A 15,891-nucleotide genomic window follows, 5' to 3' on the forward strand; every position below is an offset into this window, starting at 1 on the left:
GCTACTGGATGCTCCGCAGAGCGTGTTCGAGGATCGCGGCGCCCTCCTCGGCCTCCGCGACGGTCAGGGACAGCGGCGGTGCCACGCGCAGGGCGCTGGTGTCGTGCCCGCCGCCCTTGCCGATGAGCAGGCCGCCGGCGCGGGCGGCTTCGAGCACGGCGGCGGCCGCCTCCGGGTCGGCCTGGTCGGTGCCGGGCCGGACCAGCTCGATGCCGAGCATCAGCCCGCGGCCCCGGACCTCCCGTACGCCCGGGATCCGCGCGCCGACCGCCCGCAGCCGTTCCAGCAGCAGTCCGCCGACCCGCCGGGCGTTGCCCTGGAGATCGTGCTCCAGCAGGTAGGTGAGGTTGGCGTTGCCCGCCGCCATGGTGATCTGGGTGCCGCCGAAGGTCGAGATGCTGTTGGCGTCCAGGCAGTTCATGATCTCGGCGCGGGCGACGACCCCGCCGATGGACATGCCGTTGCCGATGCCCTTGGCGAAGGTGACGATGTCCGGCGGGCCGTTTCGCCCGTGTGCCTGCCAGCCCCAGAAGTGGTCGCCGGTGCGGCCCCAGCCGGTCTGCACCTCGTCGGCGATCCACAGGATGCCGCGTTCGTCGAGCACCTCGCGGAAGGCCGCGTAGAGACCGTCCGGCGGCGAGGTGAACCCGCCGACGCCCTGGACGGGTTCGGCGATCAGCGCGGCGGGCGGGCGGGTGTGCCCGAGGAGGTCGCGCAGATCGTCGACGCAGGCGGCGATGAAGTCCTCGTCGCCCAGCGCGGCGTACGGGCCGCGGGTGCGCACGCCGCCGTGCACGTACAGCGTCTGCAGCGGCGACAGCGAGGTCGGGGACCAGCCGCGGTTGCCGGTGATGCCGACCGTGCTGAAGGAACGGCCGTGGTAGCTGTTGCGCATCGCCAGGACCGTGTTGCTGCGGCGGTACGTCGTCGCCAGCATCAGGGCCGTGTCGTTGGCCTCGGTGCCGGAGGTGGTGAAGAAGACCCGGGCGTCCGGGATGCCGCTCAGGTGGGCGATGCGTTCGGCGAGTTCGACCATCGGACGGTTGAGGTAGAGGGTGGACGAGTGGATGATCCGCCCGGCCTGCTCGGTCACCGCCTTCGCCACCTCGGGCAGCGCGTGCGCGGTCATCGTCGTCAGGATGCCGCCGAAGAAGTCGAGGTACTTGTTGCCCCCGGCGTCCCACACGTACCGGCCCTCGCCGTGCGTGATCTCCAGCGGGTCCTCGTAGTAGAGGGCGAGCCAGTCGGGCAGGACGCCGCGGTGGCGGCCCAGCAGGTCGCCGGTCACGGCCGCACCAGCCCGTCGTAGGCGTCGGGCCGGCGGTCGCGGTAGAAGGCCCACTGCTGCCGTACCTGTTCGATGAGGTCGAAGTCCAGGTCGCGGACGACCAGTTCCTCCTCCTTGTCGCTGGCGGTCTCCCCCACGAACTGCCCGCGCGGGTCGACGAAGTACGACGTTCCGTAGAAGTCGTTGTCGCCGTACTCCTCGACGCCGACGCGGTTGATGGCCGCGACGAAGTACTCGTTGGCGACGGCCGCCGCCGGCTGCTCCAGCCGCCACAGGTGGGAGGAGAGGCCGCGGTGGGTGGCCGACGGGTTGTACACCAACTGGGCTCCGTTCAAGCCCAGTTGCCGCCAGCCTTCCGGGAAGTGCCGGTCGTAGCAGATGTAGACGCCGACCTTGCCGACGGCGGTGTCGAAGACCGGCCAGCCGGCGTTGCCCGGCTTGAAGTAGAACTTCTCCCAGAAGCCCTTGACCTGGGGGATGTGGTGCTTGCGGTACTTGCCGAGGAACGTGCCGTCGGCGTCGATCACGGCCGCGGTGTTGAAGTAGAAGCCGGACTGCTCGACCTCGAAGACCGGGACGACGATCACCATGCCCGTCTCGCGCGCAAGTTCCTGCATACGACGCGTGGTCGGCCCGTCGGGCACCGGCTCGGCCCAGCGGTAGTGCTCCGGATCCTGGACCTGGCAGAAATAGGGGGCGTTGAACACTTCCTGGAAGCCGATGACCCTGGCCCCCTGGCGGGCCGCCTCGCGGGCGTGCTCCTCGTGTTTCGCCACCATGGACTCGGTGTCGCCGGTCCAGGTGGCCTGGACCAGGGCGGCGCGTACGACGTTGGCCATGAGCTGCTCCTTCGACGGGACGTCAGAGCTTCTACGCCCGTAGACACAGGCCGTAGAGGGACGAACGTAAGCCTCCCGGAGGGCCTTGCCAAGACCATCGTCGTTAACCCGCGGAGTCGATCACGTTTCACACTCCTGTGGGTGAGCCGCTGGGCCGGTGAGAGGAACCCCGCAGCGTCCCGGACCGGCGCGGGGCCGGATCAGGCGGTGAATCCGGCGACCCGAAGGGCGTGCACGAGGTCCCAGTGGCGCTCGTCCGAGACGCCCCGGGCGGCTTCCACGAGGAGCGGTACGAGCGTCTGCGGGCCGGGCTCGGCGCTGCGGGCGGCCTCCTCCGGGGTGCGGACGCGGACATAGGCGTCGAGGAGCGCGCGGACCTCGCGGCGACGGCCCTCGGCGGCCAGGGCGAGCACGGCCTGCCCGATCTCGGCGGCGGGCCGGGCCACGCCCTGCCGCAGGATCTGCTCCCCGTCGGAGTCACAACCCGCCGCGACCAGCGCGTCGGCGGCGGCCACGAGGCGGTCGGCGGGCAGCGAGGCGGCCTCCCACAGCAGGGTCGCCCAGTCGGCGCCTAGGCCGGCCCGCCGCATCTCCACGGCGAGCAGCGGGTAGCGGGCGGCGGACCAGTACGCGATCTCGGCCAGCAGGGCGTGCGCCTCACCGCTGCGTCCCTCGCCGCGCAGCCGTACGAGCCGCTCCACCGTCTCGGCGGTCTCCCGCCGGTCCACCGCGTCCAGCGGCTCGGCCTGCGGCTGTGACCGCGCGCTCCCCCTGGCCGCCCCGGCGAACCGGGCCCCGCGCGGGGTACGGCCGGTCGCGGCGGGCGCGGTCGGCAGGTCCGGCGCGGAGGCCGGCGGTACGACGGTCGCGGCCTCCTCCTCGGCCATCCCGGCGAACCTGGCACTGCCACGGCGGCGCTTGCGCTGCTTGGGGGCCGGCTCCTGGACGGCGGGGGTGCCGGCGGGGCTGGACCACTGCGGGGGCGGGGCCGGCTGCTGCGGGCCGGAGGTCTCGGCGGGCGCCGGCCACCGCGGGTCCGGCGTCCCGGTCGGTGACGACCACTGCCCGGCGGGGGCATCGGGATCCTCCCGGCGGGCGTCACCGCCGTCCGGTGCCCCGGCAGCGCCCCGCTCCGCCGCACGCCAGCCGGTCACCTCGGCCGCGGCCTGCTCCTCACGCTGCCGAGGCATGCTCGGGAACCCACCGCCGTACGAGCCGCCTCGGCCGTCGAATTCCGGCCCGTCGAACCTTGACTCATCGAACCCCGACCCGTCGAACCCTGGCTCGCCGTACGAGCCGTACCCGCCCGACTGCGCGGTGTCCGACCCGTACGCGTCCCCCCGCGCCCCGCCGGGTCCGTGCCCGTCCGGCCGGGCGCTCGCGCGCCCATGTCCGTCGGACGGCCGAGCACCGTCGGCGTCGAGTCCCTGCGGCCCCGTGCCGCCACCTGCACCGCCACGCCCGTCCGGCCAAGCGTCGTTCGAGCCGTGCCCGTCCGTCCGGACGCCGCCAGAGCCGGTGCCAGAGCCGGTGCCGATGCCGGTGCCGCCCGAACCCATGTCACCCGACCGAGCGTCGCCCGACGCACGTCCGTCTGGTCCGTGGCCTCCCGGGCCACGCCCGTCCAGCCCTGTGTCCCCGGGACCGCCTGGACCGCCGGACCCGCCGGACCGGCCGGGAGCACCGGATGCGTCCCCGCCCGAGCGCACGTCGTCCGCCGGGAATCCGTCCGCCGCGCGGAACACGGCACCTTCCCCGCCGCTCTTCCGCCGTAGCGCCTGCGCCTGTCCGCCCGTGGCGCGTCGGTCCAGATCGGCCATCCGGGAACGGAGTTCCGCGCAGCGGCGGGTCGCGCGTTCGTGGTCGTCGCGGGCCCAGGCGAGGTCGAGGCGGAGGGCGTCGGCCTCCTCCTGGGTGGTGGCGGAGGCGAGAGCCCGGCCCAGTCCGGCCTGCCGTTCGGCGGCGTAGCGCTGCTCGCGGAGCATGACGTCGAACCGGTCGCCGAGGGCGTCCCGGGCGCCGGGACAGGCGTCGTACGCGAGGAGCGCGGCGGCGTACAGGGCACGGGCGTGTTCCGCCTCCGCGCCGGCGACCTGGTGGCCGTACTGCGCCGCGAAGTCCTGCAGCAGCGCCTCCACGACGTCCCACGGCGGCATCTCCCGGCCGTCCAGACAGGCCTGCATGCCGTCGGGGTCTCGCTGCCAGAACACTCCGCACCAGCCGCCGCCCTGGTCGAGGCGCGCCAGCAGTCCGTCCAGGTAATTCGCGAACTCCCGCACCTGTCCGGGGAGTTGATCCACAGTCATCGCCCAACTCCCGCCAGACCGGAGCACTCCGATCCGTAGGCAACACCAGTCGTGTTACAGGAGGGCTACAGACAGTTTTCCGGTGCGGTGCGAGGGGCTCATCACAGGATCTTGACCCCCGCGCACCGGGCGCTCGAAGACCTGCCCGGGACAGCATCCGGACGAGGCGACCAGGCGGAGGCGCACACCACCGGACCGGTGGGGAGGGCAGGGCGGGGCGGGGCGGAGCGGAAGTCTCCTCAGGAGCGTCGTGGTCCGCGCCGTGAGCGCGGCGGCTCCTGCGGGTGCTCCCGGGTGCTCCCGGGTGCCGCCGAATGCCCCCGGGTGCCCCCTCCCACCGATCGTGCGAAGGTGTTCTACGAACGCGTGCCGAGGCGTGTCACCGGCTTCCGCCCGGGTTGCCCGGCTCCGGCACGTCGATCAGCGAGGGCGTCCCGGGTCCGCGCGGGGACGCCGGATGGGAACGCCATGACCAGCGGCTTCACCGGCCCAGAGGGCTACGACCCCTTCGGGGAGTTCCTCGCCCGCTTCTTCGGCGGACCACGCCCCGGTCCCCGCCAGATCGACATCGGGCGGCTGCTCAGTCAGCCCGCCCGGGAGCTGGTGCGGGGCGCGGCCCAGTACGCGGCCGAGCACGGCAGCCGGGACCTGGACACCCAGCACCTGCTGCGGGCCGCGCTGTCCGCCGAGCCGACCAGGACCCTGCTCAGCCGGGCGGGCGCGGACCCCGACTCGCTCGCGACCGAGATCGACCAGCGGTCCGGCCCGGTCCAGCACCCGCCGGGCGAGGTCCCGCCGCCGACCTCGCTGTCGCTGACCCCGGCAGCCAAGCGCGCCCTGCTGGACGCGCACGACCTGGCCCGGGCGCGCGGCGCCGGCCACATCCGCCCCGAGCACGTGCTCAGTGCCCTCGCCGCGAACCCCGATTCGGCGGCGGGGCACATTCTCAGCTCGGCCCGGTTCGGGCCGTCCGGCCTGCCGCCGGAGGCGGCCCCGGACGGCGGGCAGGCACGCGACGAACGGCCGCGTGCCAGCGGCACCCCCACGCTGGACAAGTACGGCCGTGATCTCACCGAGCTCGCCCGGAAGGGCGGGATCGACCCGGTGATCGGGCGGGACGAGGAGATCGAGCAGACCATCGAGGTGCTCTCCCGGCGCGGCAAGAACAACCCGGTGCTCATCGGTGACGCGGGCGTCGGCAAGACCGCGATCGTGGAGGGGCTCGCCCAGCGGATCGTCGAGTCGGACGTGCCCGACGTGCTCACCGGGCGGCGGGTCTTCGCCCTGGACCTGACCGGGGTGGTCGCCGGCACCCGTTATCGCGGGGACTTCGAGGAGCGGCTGAACACCATCGTGGGCGAGATCAGCGCCCACTCCGACGAGTTGATCGTCTTCATCGACGAGCTGCACACCGTCGTCGGTGCCGGCGGCGGGGGCGAGGGCGGCTCCATGGACGCCGGCAACATCCTCAAGCCGGCCCTGGCCCGCGGCGAACTGCACATCGTGGGCGCGACCACGCTGGAGGAGTTCCGCCGGATCGAGAAGGACGCGGCCCTGGCCCGCCGCTTCCAGCCGATCCTGGTCCCGGAGCCCAGCGTCGCCGACGCCGTCGAGATCCTGCGCGGTCTGTACGACCGTTACGAGGCCCACCACCAGGTCCGCTACACCGACGAGGCGCTGGTGGCCGCCGTCGAGCTGTCCGACCGCTACCTCACCGACCGTCGCCTGCCGGACAAGGCGATCGACCTGATCGACCAGGCCGGCGCCCGGGTACGGCTGCGGGCCCGCACCAAGGGCACGGACGTCCGGGCCATGGAGCGCGAGGTCGAGCAGCTCACCCGGGACAAGGACCAGGCGGTCGTGGACGAGCAGTACGAGCAGGCCACGCAACTACGGGACCGTATCGTCGAGTTGAGGAAGCAGATCGCCGAAGTCGGCGGTGACGCCGAGGCCGACGAGGGGCAGCACCTGGAGGTCACCGCCGAGGCTGTCGCGGAGGTCGTGTCGCGGCAGACGGGCATCCCGGTGAGCAGCCTCACCGAGGAGGAGAAGGACCGGCTGCTCGGTCTGGAGGCGCATCTGCACGAGCGGGTCGTCGGCCAGCACGAGGCCGTCCGGGTGGTCGCCGACGCCGTGCTGCGCTCGCGCGCCGGACTCGCGAGTCCCGACCGGCCGATCGGCAACTTCCTGTTCCTCGGCCCGACCGGGGTCGGCAAGACCGAACTGGCGCGGACGCTCGCCGAGGCACTGTTCGGCAGCGAGGAGCGGATGGTCCGCCTGGACATGAGCGAGTACCAGGAGCGGCACACCGTCAGCCGTCTGATCGGCGCCCCGCCCGGCTATGTCGGCCACGAGGAGGCCGGTCAGCTCACCGAGGTCGTCCGCCGTCACCCGTACTCGCTGCTCCTGCTGGACGAGGTGGAGAAGGCGCACCCGGACGTCTTCAACATCCTCCTCCAGGTCCTCGACGACGGGCGGCTGACCGACGCCCAGGGACGCACGGTCGACTTCACCAACACGGTCATCGTGATGACCAGCAACCTCGGCTCGGAGGCGATCACCCGGCGCGGCGCCGGCATCGGCTTCGGTTCGGGCGGCGCGGACGCCGACGAGGAGGCGCGGCGCGAGCAGATCCTGCGGCCGCTGCGGGAGCACTTCCGGCCCGAGTTCCTCAACCGCATCGACGAGATCGTCGTCTTCCGCCAGCTCACCGCCGGCCAACTGCGGGAGATCACCAGCCTGCTGCTGGAGAAGACCCGCCGTCTGCTGCACGCGCAGGGCATCGCGGTGGAGTTCACCGACGCGGCCGTCGACTGGCTGGCCGAGCGCGGTTACCAGCCCGAGTACGGCGCCCGGCCGTTGCGCCGCACCATCCAGCGCGAGGTCGACAACCAGCTGTCCCGGCTGCTGCTGGACGGCACCGTCGCGGAGGGCGGCCGGGTGACGGTGGACGCGCGGGACGGCAGCCTGGCGTTCCGGCCGGCGGGGGCCGAGGCGCCCCGTTAGGGGCGCGGGGACCTGCGCGGCCGGCCCCCGCGCGCCGCGGACGGTTACCGCGCGGGACGGACCACCTGCGCCGACCCACCGCCCCGCCGGACGGTCTCGGCCGCCGCGAGCCACTTCCCGCCCGGCAGCCGCTGCACACCGGTGGCCGCGCCGATCTCCGGATTGAGCCGGAAGGAGTGCCCGATGGCCTCCAGCCGGGTCCTGAGGGCGGTGTCGTTGTACAGGCCGGGTTCCAGCTCGGTCTGGGCGGCGTTGCGCTGGCTGGCGCGCGGCGCGGCGATGGCGTCGACCAGCGGCAGCCCCCGGTCGAGGAACCCGGTCAGGGTCTGCAGCACGGTGGTGATGATGGTCGCTCCCCCGGGCGAACCGAGCGCCACCACCGGCTTGTCGTGCCGGTCCAGCACGATCGTCGGCGAGATCGACGACCGCGGCCGCTTGCCCGGGCCGGGCAGGTTCGGGTCGTGCACGGCCGGGTTGGCGGGGGCGAAGGAGAAGTCCGTCAGCTCGTTGTTGAGGATGAACCCGCGTCCGGGCACCGTGATGCCGCTGCCGCCGGTCTGCTCGATGGTGAGCGTGTAGGCGACGACGTTGCCCCACTTGTCGGCGACCGTCAGATGGGTCGTGCTGTCGCCCTCGTACGTCGTCGGGGCGGCGGTGCCGCCGGTGGCGCAGGCCGCCGGGTGGCGTGGATCACCGGGCGCGACCGGGCTGGTGAGGACGGCGTCGTCCTTGATGAGGCAGGCCCGCGAGTCGGCGTACCGCTGGGACAGCAGTTCCTTGGCGGGAACGTTCTCGAAGGCGGGGTCGCCGACCCAGCGGCCCCGGTCCGCGAACGCGATCCGGCTCGCCTCGATGAAGCGGTGCAGGTACTGGACCTCGCTCGCCTTCGACAGGTCGGTGTTCTCCAGGATGTTGAGCGCCTCGCCGACCGTGGTGCCGCCGGAGGAGGAGGGCGCGATGGAGTACACGCCGAGACCGCGGTACGAGGTCCTGGTGGGCGCCTGGAGCTTGGCGCGGTAGGCCGCGAGGTCCTTCTCCGACAGGTCGCCGGGGCGGGCGTTCCAGCCCGAAGCGGGGTCCACCGGGGGGTGGTTCACCGTGTCGACGATGTCGTCGCCGAGTTCGCCGTGGTACAGCGCGTCGACGCCCTTGCTGCCCAACTCCCGGTAGGTGCGGGCGAGATCGGGGTTCTTGAAGGTGGAGCCGACGACCGGGAGCTGTCCGCCGGGCAGGAACAGCCGCGCGGTGTCCGGGAAGTAGCGGAACCGGGTCTCGTTGGACGCGGTCTGCGAGCGGAAGGTGTCGTCGACGACGAATCCGTTCCGGGCGATGCGCTCGGCGGGCTTGAGCACCGCGGCGAGCTTCCTGCTGCCCCACTTGTCCAGCGCCGTCTGCCAGGTGGCGGGCGTGCCCGGGGTGCCGACGGCCAGACCACTGCTGACGGCGTCCGCGAAGGCGAGCGGCTTGCCGTTCTCCAGGAACAGGTCGGAGCCGGCGGTCAGCGGGGCCGTCTCGCGGCCGTCGATCGTGCGCACCGTACGGGACTGGGCGTCGTAGTAGACGAAGTAGCCGCCCCCGCCGATGCCTGCGGAGTAGGGCTCGGTCACGCCGAGCGCGGCGGCGGTGGCGACGGCCGCGTCGACGGCGTTGCCGCCCTTCCTCAGCACCTCGATACCGGCGGCGGAGGCGTCCGGGTCGACGCTGGCGACCGCGCCGCCGTAGCCGACGGCCAGCGGGGCCTTCTCGGCAGGTGTGCCCGGCGCGGCGGGTGGCGCGGCCGCCCCCACCGACACCACGGCGGCCGAGACCGCCAGGACCGACAGTTTCCTTGCGACGGGGCGACGCATCCGAACCTCCAGCCAGAGACCGTGCGCGCAGCCTAATCGATCGCCATGGCCCCGTCAGGAAGGCACGAACACCGGTCTCGAACACGGGTTTGCGTCCGCCCGCTAGCATGCGCGCCCATGAATGACGACGTGCGCAACATCGTCCTGGGCGTGGTGGCCGCCGGCATCAGTGCCGCGCTGGGCTGGCTGGCCCGGACCTACCTGTGGAAGCGGAAGCTCCGCCGCAAGCAGGCCTTCTTCGGGCTGCCGGACAACTCCGAGTCGCTGCTGGTGGTCAACCGCGGCGCGGCCGGACCCGACCTCGCGGTGATGCGCTACGACGTGTTCGCGCTCCTCGAACTCGCCGCACTCATCAAGGACTGCAAGGCACACGCCCAGGTCGTCCCGCACGACGCCGCCCGCCAGGGGTTCGGCGAACGCACCGAGTTCTGCGTGGGCGGCCCGGCGTCGAACCGCCGCATGGCGGCGCACCTGTCCTCACTGCTCCCCGGTGTGCGGGTGAACGTGGACGCCGAACCGGGTCCGGACCGCGGCGCTTTCCAGGTCGGCTCCGAGCGCTACCGGGTGGAGGCCGGCAGGACCGAGTACGCGCTGCTCGCCCGGCTCACCGTCGACCAGAGCCACGGCACCCGGCCCGTCTTCCTCTTTTGCGGCCAGACCGCCATCACCAACCAGGCCACCACGCGCTACCTCGCCCGCAACCACGAGCGGCTGACGCGCAAGTACGGCGACTCCGCCTTCGTCCTGCTCCTCAAGGTGGTCAACTCGCAGGCGTACGGCCCCGATGTCGTCGAACTCGTCGCGGACGTCACCCGGGAGGCGCAGACGCCGCTGCCCGCCCCGGCATCTCCGCGCAACTCCCACCGCGCCTCCTAGATTTCAGCACATTCCCGCAATCGTTACTCCCACGTAACTTACCGACGGGTTACCTACGGTAAAGCGCCGAGGTTACCGTCGGGTCACTTTGCGCTTACACGAGTGACCGAGTGAGGAGTGACCTGTGGGACATCACCGCAAGGCCCTGCGCACGACCGCCGTGGGTGCCGTCTCGGCGACGCTGATCGCCGGCAGCGCCCTCGGACTCGCCCCCACCGCCCAGGCCGCGACCGGCATCCGCTTCGTCGACATCGCCGGGGACGGCGGGACGGTCCTCAAGGCGAACGTCGTCACGCCGGCCGGCGCGGACGGCACGCGCCGCTACCCGCTGCTCGTCCTGCCCACGAGCTGGGGCCTGCCCCAGGCCGAGTACCTCGCCCAGGCCCAGAAGCTCGCGGACTCCGGTTATGTCGTGCTCAGTTACAACGTGCGCGGCTTCTGGCAGTCGGGCGGCGAGATAGAAGTCGCGGGCCCGCCGGACCTGGCCGACGCGTCCAGGGTCATCGACTGGGCGCTCGCCCACACCCCCGCCGATGCGCGCAAGGTCGGCATGGCGGGCGTCTCGTACGGCGCCGGCATCAGCCTGCTCACGGCCGCGCACGACAAGCGTGTGAAGGCGGTCGCGGCGCTCAGCGGCTGGGCCGACCTGGTCGGCTCGATCTACTCGGGCCGCACCCAGCACGTCCAGGCGGCCGGGATCCTGGACGGCGCGAGTCTGGTCACCGGCCGTCAGGGCGCCGAAGTCCGGCAGATCTTCGACGACTTCTACACCGCCGACCTGACCAAGGAGCCGGCACTCGTCGCCTGGGGGAAGAAACGTTCCGCTGTGACCTACGCCGACCAGCTGAACACCAACGGCACCGCGGTCATGCTGGCCAACGCCTGGGGCGACACGGTCTTCCCGCCCAACCAGTACGCGGACTTCTACGAGAAGCTGACCGGACCCAAGAGACTGGAGCTGCGCCCCGGCGACCACGCGACCCCCGAGATCACCGGCCTGTTCGGCCTGCCCAACGACGTGTGGACGGACACCGGGCGCTGGTTCGACCACCACCTCAAGGGCGCGGACAACGGCGTCGACCGCGAGCAGCCCGTACGGCTCAAGTCCCGCACCACGGGCGGCTACGAGGGCTACCCGGACTGGAAGTCGGTGGGCGCGACCCGGCAGAAGATCGCCCTCGCGGGCACCACCACCCTGCACACCAACGTCGACTCGGGCGCCAACGGCGGGGTGGTCTTCCTGTCCAGCATCCTCGACCAGGTGGCCCGGCTGCCCCCGGTCGCCTCGATTCCCCTCCTCCCCCGCCGCTGGGCCGCCGTATGGCAGTCGGAGAGGTACGCCACCACCCAACAGGTCCGCGGTACCGCCAGGTTGCACAGCACGGTGACGCCGACCAAGGAGAGCGGCACCCTCGTCGCGTACCTCTACGACGTGGGGCCGCTCGGCCTCGGCAAGCTGGTCAGCAACGCGCCGTACACCTTCCACGGGCAAACCCCGGGGCAGCCGTTCGACGTCGACCTGGAGCTGTTCTCCACGGCCTACGACGTCCCGGCAGGGCACCGGCTGGCCCTGGTGATCGACACGGTCGACCCGCTCTATCTCGAGCACAACCCGACCGGCGCGCAGCTGACCTTCTCCTCACCGGCGAACGACCCGTCGTACGTGTCGATCCCGCTGCGCGAGCAGTGATCTCCGGCTGCCGCCGGGCGGGTATGGGCTCTGTCAGCTGCCGCCCCCCTACGGTTGCGGGGCGGTGGGGGGAACCCCACCCGGCGACAGCGTCCCTGGTCCGGCCGGGGCGACCGCTGGGGCCTCGGTCATCACCACGGGGATGAACGGCACATCGTAGTCGAGGCTCCTCACCGGTCGCACTCCCCGGTCAGTGCTGGAGGATCTTGGAGAGGAAGTCCCTGGCGCGCTCGCCGCGCGGGCCGGTGCAGAACTCCCCGGGGGCCCGGTCCTCGACGGTGCGGCCGTCGGACATGAACACGACGCGGTGGGCGGCGGAGCGGGCGAGGCCCGCGACGCCGACGCGGTCGAGGAGTTCGCGGGAGCGCCGGCCGGCCTGCTCCTTCCTGCGTCCGCGGACCTCGGTCTGGGCCGGCGGGACGTTCTGCGGAACCGCCGTGCGGGCGAACAGGTCGAAGGACTCGAAGACCGTGCCGGCCTCGGCGCGCGGCCCCGCGAACGCCTTGACCTCCTCCGGCACCGGCTGTCCGTCGAGCTCGATGACGCCGGACCCGACGGGCTCCAGCCGGCCGACCGCCCTGCACAGGGTGGACTTTCCCGGCCCCGAGGGGCCGGTGACCACGACCACCTCCCCCTTGCCGACGGTGAGGCCGATGCCCTGGAGGACACGCAGCTCCCCGGAGTACTTGTTGACGTCACGCAGCTCGATCAACGGATCGACAGCCATGCCCAGCCCTACTCACTCTCAGCCGTGTCGTAGGTGCCGCAACCTATCCGGGGAGGATCGGGGCGGGACAACGACACGCACTTTCCGGGCATTAGCCGTATTTACGGCGAACAGGGGGCCGGGGGTTCACGATTCCGCCACTTCGGCGTACAACTGTGACAGCTCGGGCGCCCCGCTCGACGCCCACTCGTGGCCGGAGGCGACGACGTCGAACTCACGCCCGGAGACGAGCCGGATCACGGGCTGGCCGTCCGGCCTGAGGTCCCAGGCGGCGCCCGGCACGGTACGCACGATGACCGTGCCGAGGTACAGACCGGCGTCGTTGCCGAGCCAGGGCAGGACCTCCTCGTCGTCCCGCCAGCGCGGCACCAACTGGTCCAGCTCCTCCAACGAGGCCGGTGTGTCGTCGAGTTGTACGCCCACCTGCGACGCCTGGGAGCGCAGCAGTTCACACTCGGAGAGGAGTTCGGCGATGCCCTCGGGGTCGGGGGCGCCGGGCTTCTCGTGCCGGTGGCCCAGAAAAGGGATCTTCATACGCCCAGCGTGTCATTCCCCCTGCCGTGCGCACCACAGGCGCGCGGGCCGTCGATTCCGGTCGACTTCACCGCGGCTTCGCGCATGGTGCGTTGACGTGCCTCCGGCGTCTCTTTAGCGTCGCGATGCGTCTTTCGTCCCATGTGTCGAGGGAAGGAGCAGGCTGTGCGCCGATGTGTCCGGGGTGGTGCGGTGGCCCTCGCCCTGTGCCTGGCCCTCGTACCGGGGAACTCGGCCGCGCCCCCGGCTGTCGCCGCCCCCTCCGTCCCCGTGCTGCGGGCAGAGCCGCTGCCGCTGGAGCGGCTCTTCGACAACACGGCGGTCAGTGACGACGCCCGGCCCGGTGCGGCCGACTTCGACGGCTCCGGCGCGTCCCTGTCGGCGCGGGACCTCGCCGCGGCGGGCTGGACACCGGGCCGCGTCCTCACCGTGCAGGGGTCCCGGCTGACCTGGCCGCGCCCGCAGCCCCGGCCGGGGCGACCGGACAACGTGCGGGCCGCCGGCCAGGACGTCCGCGTGCGCGGGCACGGTGACGCGCTCGCCTTTCTGGTGGCGGGCACGGGCGGCGCCGAGGCCGGCGGCCCGGGCACGGTCGCGTACGCCGACGGCACCTTCTCCCCGTACCGGCTGACCGCCCCCGACTGGCGCCGGGGCCCGCTCGGCACCAAGGCGGTGGCGCTGCCGCACATCAACACGCCGACCGGCCAACTCACCGCGAAGGCGCGGCTGTACGGGGTGACCGTGCCGTTGGCCGCGGGCCGCGAGGTCGTCTCGGTACGGCTGCCGTACGCATCCGATCTGCATGTGTTCGCGGTGTCGGTACGGGCCACCACCGAGGAGTGGACCGGGAGTTGGGCGGCCGGGACGTCCGGCTACCCGGCGGTCGGGCCGTGGTCGGACCGGACGCTGCGGCTCGTGGTGCGCACGTCGGTGGGCGGGCCGCGGGTGCGGCTGCGGTTCGACAACACCTTCGCGGCCGAGCCGGTACGGATCGGTGGCGCGACCGTGGCGCTGCGCGGATCGGGGGCCACCGCCCGGAAGGCGCCGGTGCGGCTGGCCTTCGGCGGGGCGGCGGGCGTCGGGATCCCGGCGGGAGCGCAGGCGTTCAGCGATCCGCTGTCCTTCGCCGTGCCGGCGGACGCCGACCTGCTGGTGAGCTTCCATCTGCCCGGGACGGTGACGGCGGCACCCGTGCACCGGCTCGCGGTGCAGCGGTCGTACCTGAGCGGACCGGGCGACCACACGGCGGACACTTCCGGCGCCGCGTACACCACGACGCTGACGAGCTGGCCGCTGCTGACGGGGGTGGACGTGGGCGGCGGGCCGGGGACGGTGGTGCTGCTCGGGGACTCGATCACCGACGGGGACAAGTCCACGGCGGACGCGAACCGGCGGTGGCCGAACGTGCTGGCCGCACGGCTGCTGCGGCAGCGCGCGGTCCCCCGCTACGGCGTGCTCAACCAGGGCATCTCCGGGAACCGCGTGGTCACCGACCGCTACCCGGGCGACGGAGTCTCCCCGGTCTCGGGCGGGGTGAGCGCCCTGAACCGGTTCGACCGCGATGTCCTCGCCCAGACGTCGGTGCGTACGGCGGTGGTGTTCGAGGGCGTGAACGACGTGCTGGGCGGTGCCTCGGCCCCGCGGGTGATCGCGGGACTGCGGGAGCTCGCCCACCGGGCTCGCGCCCGCGGCCTGCGGACGCTGGTGGCCACGATCCTGCCGTGCGGGGGCCACGCGCGCTGCACGGCCGCCGTGGACGCCGAGCGGGTCGCGGTCAACGCCTGGATCCGGGACGCCGGGGTGTTCGACGGCGTGCTGGACTTCGACGGCGTGGTCCGCGACCCGGCCTTCCCCGCGCGGATACTGCCCGTGTACGACAGCGGGGACCATCTGCACCCGGGGGACACGGGGCTGGCGGCGCTGGCGGAGTCGGTGGACCTGCGGCTGCTGCGGGCCTACACGTCGAGGTCGACCACGACCGGCGCGTGGTCCGAGGCGCCCTTGCCCTTGCGCTCCTCGCGGTCGACGTAGGCGTCCTTCACCGCCTCGGCGAACGGCTCGTTGCCGTAGACCAGGTCGATGCGCATGCCGCGGTTCTTGGGGAAGCAGAGCTGGCGGTAGTCCCAGTACGTGAAGGGGTGCTCGTACTTCAGGGGCCTCGGGACGACGTCGGACAGGCCCGCCTCGCGCAGGGACGCCAGGGCGGCGCGCTCGGCGGGGGTGACGTGGGTGGAGCCCTCGAAGGCGGACCGGTCGAACACGTCGTCGTCCGTCGGCGCCACGTTGTAGTCGCCCAGCACCGCGAAGGGGCGGCTGCCCGCCGCGTCGCCCGCCACGGCCGCCTTCAGCGCCTCGAACCACTGGAGCTTGTAGGCGTAGTGCGGGTGGTCCACCTCGCGGCCGTTCGGCACGTACACCGACCAGACGCGGACCGGGCCGCAGGTCGCGGCGAGGGCGCGGGGCTCCCGCACACCCTCGAAGCCGGGGTCGCCGGGCAGGCCCCTGACGACGTCCTCGACGCCGACGCGGGAGAGCACCGCCACGCCGTTCCACCGGCCGGTCGCGTGCACCGCCGCCTCGTAGCCCAGCTCGCGCAGCTGGTCGAACGGGAAGGCTTCCTCGGCGACCTTGGCCTCCTGGAGGCACAGCACGTCGGTGCCGCTGCTCTCCAGCCAGGCCAGGAGCCTCGGCAGGCGGGCGGTGATCGAGTTCACGTTCCAGGTCGCGATGCGCATGCCTGACAACCTACCGGGCGGGTCCGACAACGCGGCCCGCCCG

At 72.8% G+C, this 15,891-nt stretch carries 11 protein-coding genes; 4 read left to right on the top strand and 7 right to left on the bottom strand.

The window, feature by feature from the left end:
- Position 1 precedes the first annotated feature (1 nt).
- From ACWD0J_RS13235 to ACWD0J_RS13245, 3 genes are all read right to left on the bottom strand, one after another.
- Positions 2-1,288, bottom strand: a complete 1,287-nt coding sequence (locus tag ACWD0J_RS13235) for an aspartate aminotransferase family protein (protein WP_451495880.1) — start codon at positions 1,286-1,288, stop codon at positions 2-4.
- Positions 1,285-2,127, bottom strand: a complete 843-nt coding sequence (locus tag ACWD0J_RS13240; RefSeq protein WP_451495881.1) for a nitrilase-related carbon-nitrogen hydrolase — start codon at positions 2,125-2,127, stop codon at positions 1,285-1,287. The genes ACWD0J_RS13235 and ACWD0J_RS13240 overlap by 4 nt, the downstream gene beginning before the upstream one ends.
- A gap of 200 nt (positions 2,128-2,327) precedes the next feature.
- Entirely contained in the window at positions 2,328-4,433 is a 2,106-nt protein-coding gene (locus ACWD0J_RS13245; protein WP_451495882.1) for a hypothetical protein, read from the bottom strand.
- A gap of 468 nt (positions 4,434-4,901) precedes the next feature.
- On the opposite strand from ACWD0J_RS13245, the gene ACWD0J_RS13250 reads away from it, so the two are divergent.
- Positions 4,902-7,439, top strand: coding sequence for an ATP-dependent Clp protease ATP-binding subunit (locus ACWD0J_RS13250; protein WP_451495883.1), 2,538 nt, complete (start codon positions 4,902-4,904; stop codon positions 7,437-7,439).
- Positions 7,440-7,483: 44 nt separating this feature from the next.
- Here the strand turns inward: ACWD0J_RS13250 and ggt are convergent, their stop codons facing one another.
- Positions 7,484-9,286 (bottom strand): gamma-glutamyltransferase, encoded by a 1,803-nt coding sequence (gene ggt / locus ACWD0J_RS13255; RefSeq protein ID WP_451495884.1) that lies wholly within the window; start codon positions 9,284-9,286, stop codon positions 7,484-7,486.
- Positions 9,287-9,403: 117 nt separating this feature from the next.
- Here ggt and ACWD0J_RS13260 point away from each other — a divergent pair, with 117 nt between their 5' ends.
- Both ACWD0J_RS13260 and ACWD0J_RS13265 read left to right on the top strand, forming a co-directional pair.
- Positions 9,404-10,162 carry a hypothetical protein gene (locus ACWD0J_RS13260; RefSeq protein WP_451495885.1) on the top strand — a complete coding sequence of 253 codons (759 nt, stop codon included), beginning with the start codon at positions 9,404-9,406 and terminating at the stop codon, positions 10,160-10,162.
- A 124-nt stretch (positions 10,163-10,286) separates the two neighbouring features.
- The gene (locus ACWD0J_RS13265; protein WP_451495886.1) at positions 10,287-11,852 is read left to right on the top strand and encodes an alpha/beta fold hydrolase; all 1,566 of its coding nucleotides are present in this window, start codon (positions 10,287-10,289) and stop codon (positions 11,850-11,852) included.
- 190 nt (positions 11,853-12,042) lie between these two features.
- Here ACWD0J_RS13265 and ACWD0J_RS13270 read toward each other — a convergent pair whose 3' ends face one another.
- The gene (locus ACWD0J_RS13270) at positions 12,043-12,579 is read right to left on the bottom strand and encodes an ATP-binding cassette domain-containing protein (protein ID WP_451495887.1); all 537 of its coding nucleotides are present in this window, start codon (positions 12,577-12,579) and stop codon (positions 12,043-12,045) included.
- A gap of 126 nt (positions 12,580-12,705) precedes the next feature.
- On the bottom strand, positions 12,706-13,113 hold the full coding sequence (locus ACWD0J_RS13275) for a DUF6278 family protein (RefSeq protein WP_451495888.1): 408 nt from the start codon (positions 13,111-13,113) through the stop codon (positions 12,706-12,708).
- Between the two features lie 141 nt (positions 13,114-13,254).
- Here ACWD0J_RS13275 and ACWD0J_RS13280 point away from each other — a divergent pair, with 141 nt between their 5' ends.
- A complete protein-coding gene (locus tag ACWD0J_RS13280; RefSeq protein WP_451495889.1) occupies positions 13,255-15,144 on the top strand; it encodes an SGNH/GDSL hydrolase family protein in 1,890 nt (629 codons plus the stop codon).
- Here ACWD0J_RS13280 and ACWD0J_RS13285 read toward each other — a convergent pair.
- A complete protein-coding gene (locus ACWD0J_RS13285) occupies positions 15,069-15,848 on the bottom strand; it encodes an exodeoxyribonuclease III (RefSeq protein WP_451495890.1) in 780 nt (259 codons plus the stop codon). The two genes, ACWD0J_RS13280 and ACWD0J_RS13285, sit on opposite strands and share 76 nt — an antisense overlap.
- Positions 15,849-15,891: the final 43 nt, after the last annotated feature.

It is taken from the genome of Streptomyces sp. NPDC003011 (genome assembly GCF_053591515.1).

Excerpts from the sequence above, each read along its gene's own strand:
- ACWD0J_RS13240 (WP_451495881.1), bottom strand. The coding sequence starts at position 2,127 with ATGGCCAACGTCGTACGCGCCGCCCTGGTCCAGGCCACCTGGACCGGC.
- ACWD0J_RS13245 (WP_451495882.1), bottom strand. The coding sequence starts at position 4,433 with ATGACTGTGGATCAACTCCCCGGACAGGTGCGGGAGTTCGCGAATTAC.
- ACWD0J_RS13250 (WP_451495883.1), top strand. The coding sequence starts at position 4,902 with ATGACCAGCGGCTTCACCGGCCCAGAGGGCTACGACCCCTTCGGGGAG.
- ggt (WP_451495884.1), bottom strand. The coding sequence starts at position 9,286 with ATGCGTCGCCCCGTCGCAAGGAAACTGTCGGTCCTGGCGGTCTCGGCC.
- ACWD0J_RS13260 (WP_451495885.1), top strand. The coding sequence starts at position 9,404 with ATGAATGACGACGTGCGCAACATCGTCCTGGGCGTGGTGGCCGCCGGC.
- ACWD0J_RS13270 (WP_451495887.1), bottom strand. The coding sequence starts at position 12,579 with ATGGCTGTCGATCCGTTGATCGAGCTGCGTGACGTCAACAAGTACTCC.
- ACWD0J_RS13275 (WP_451495888.1), bottom strand. The coding sequence starts at position 13,113 with ATGAAGATCCCTTTTCTGGGCCACCGGCACGAGAAGCCCGGCGCCCCC.
- ACWD0J_RS13280 (WP_451495889.1), top strand. The coding sequence starts at position 13,255 with ATGTGTCGAGGGAAGGAGCAGGCTGTGCGCCGATGTGTCCGGGGTGGT.
- ACWD0J_RS13285 (WP_451495890.1), bottom strand. The coding sequence starts at position 15,848 with ATGCGCATCGCGACCTGGAACGTGAACTCGATCACCGCCCGCCTGCCG.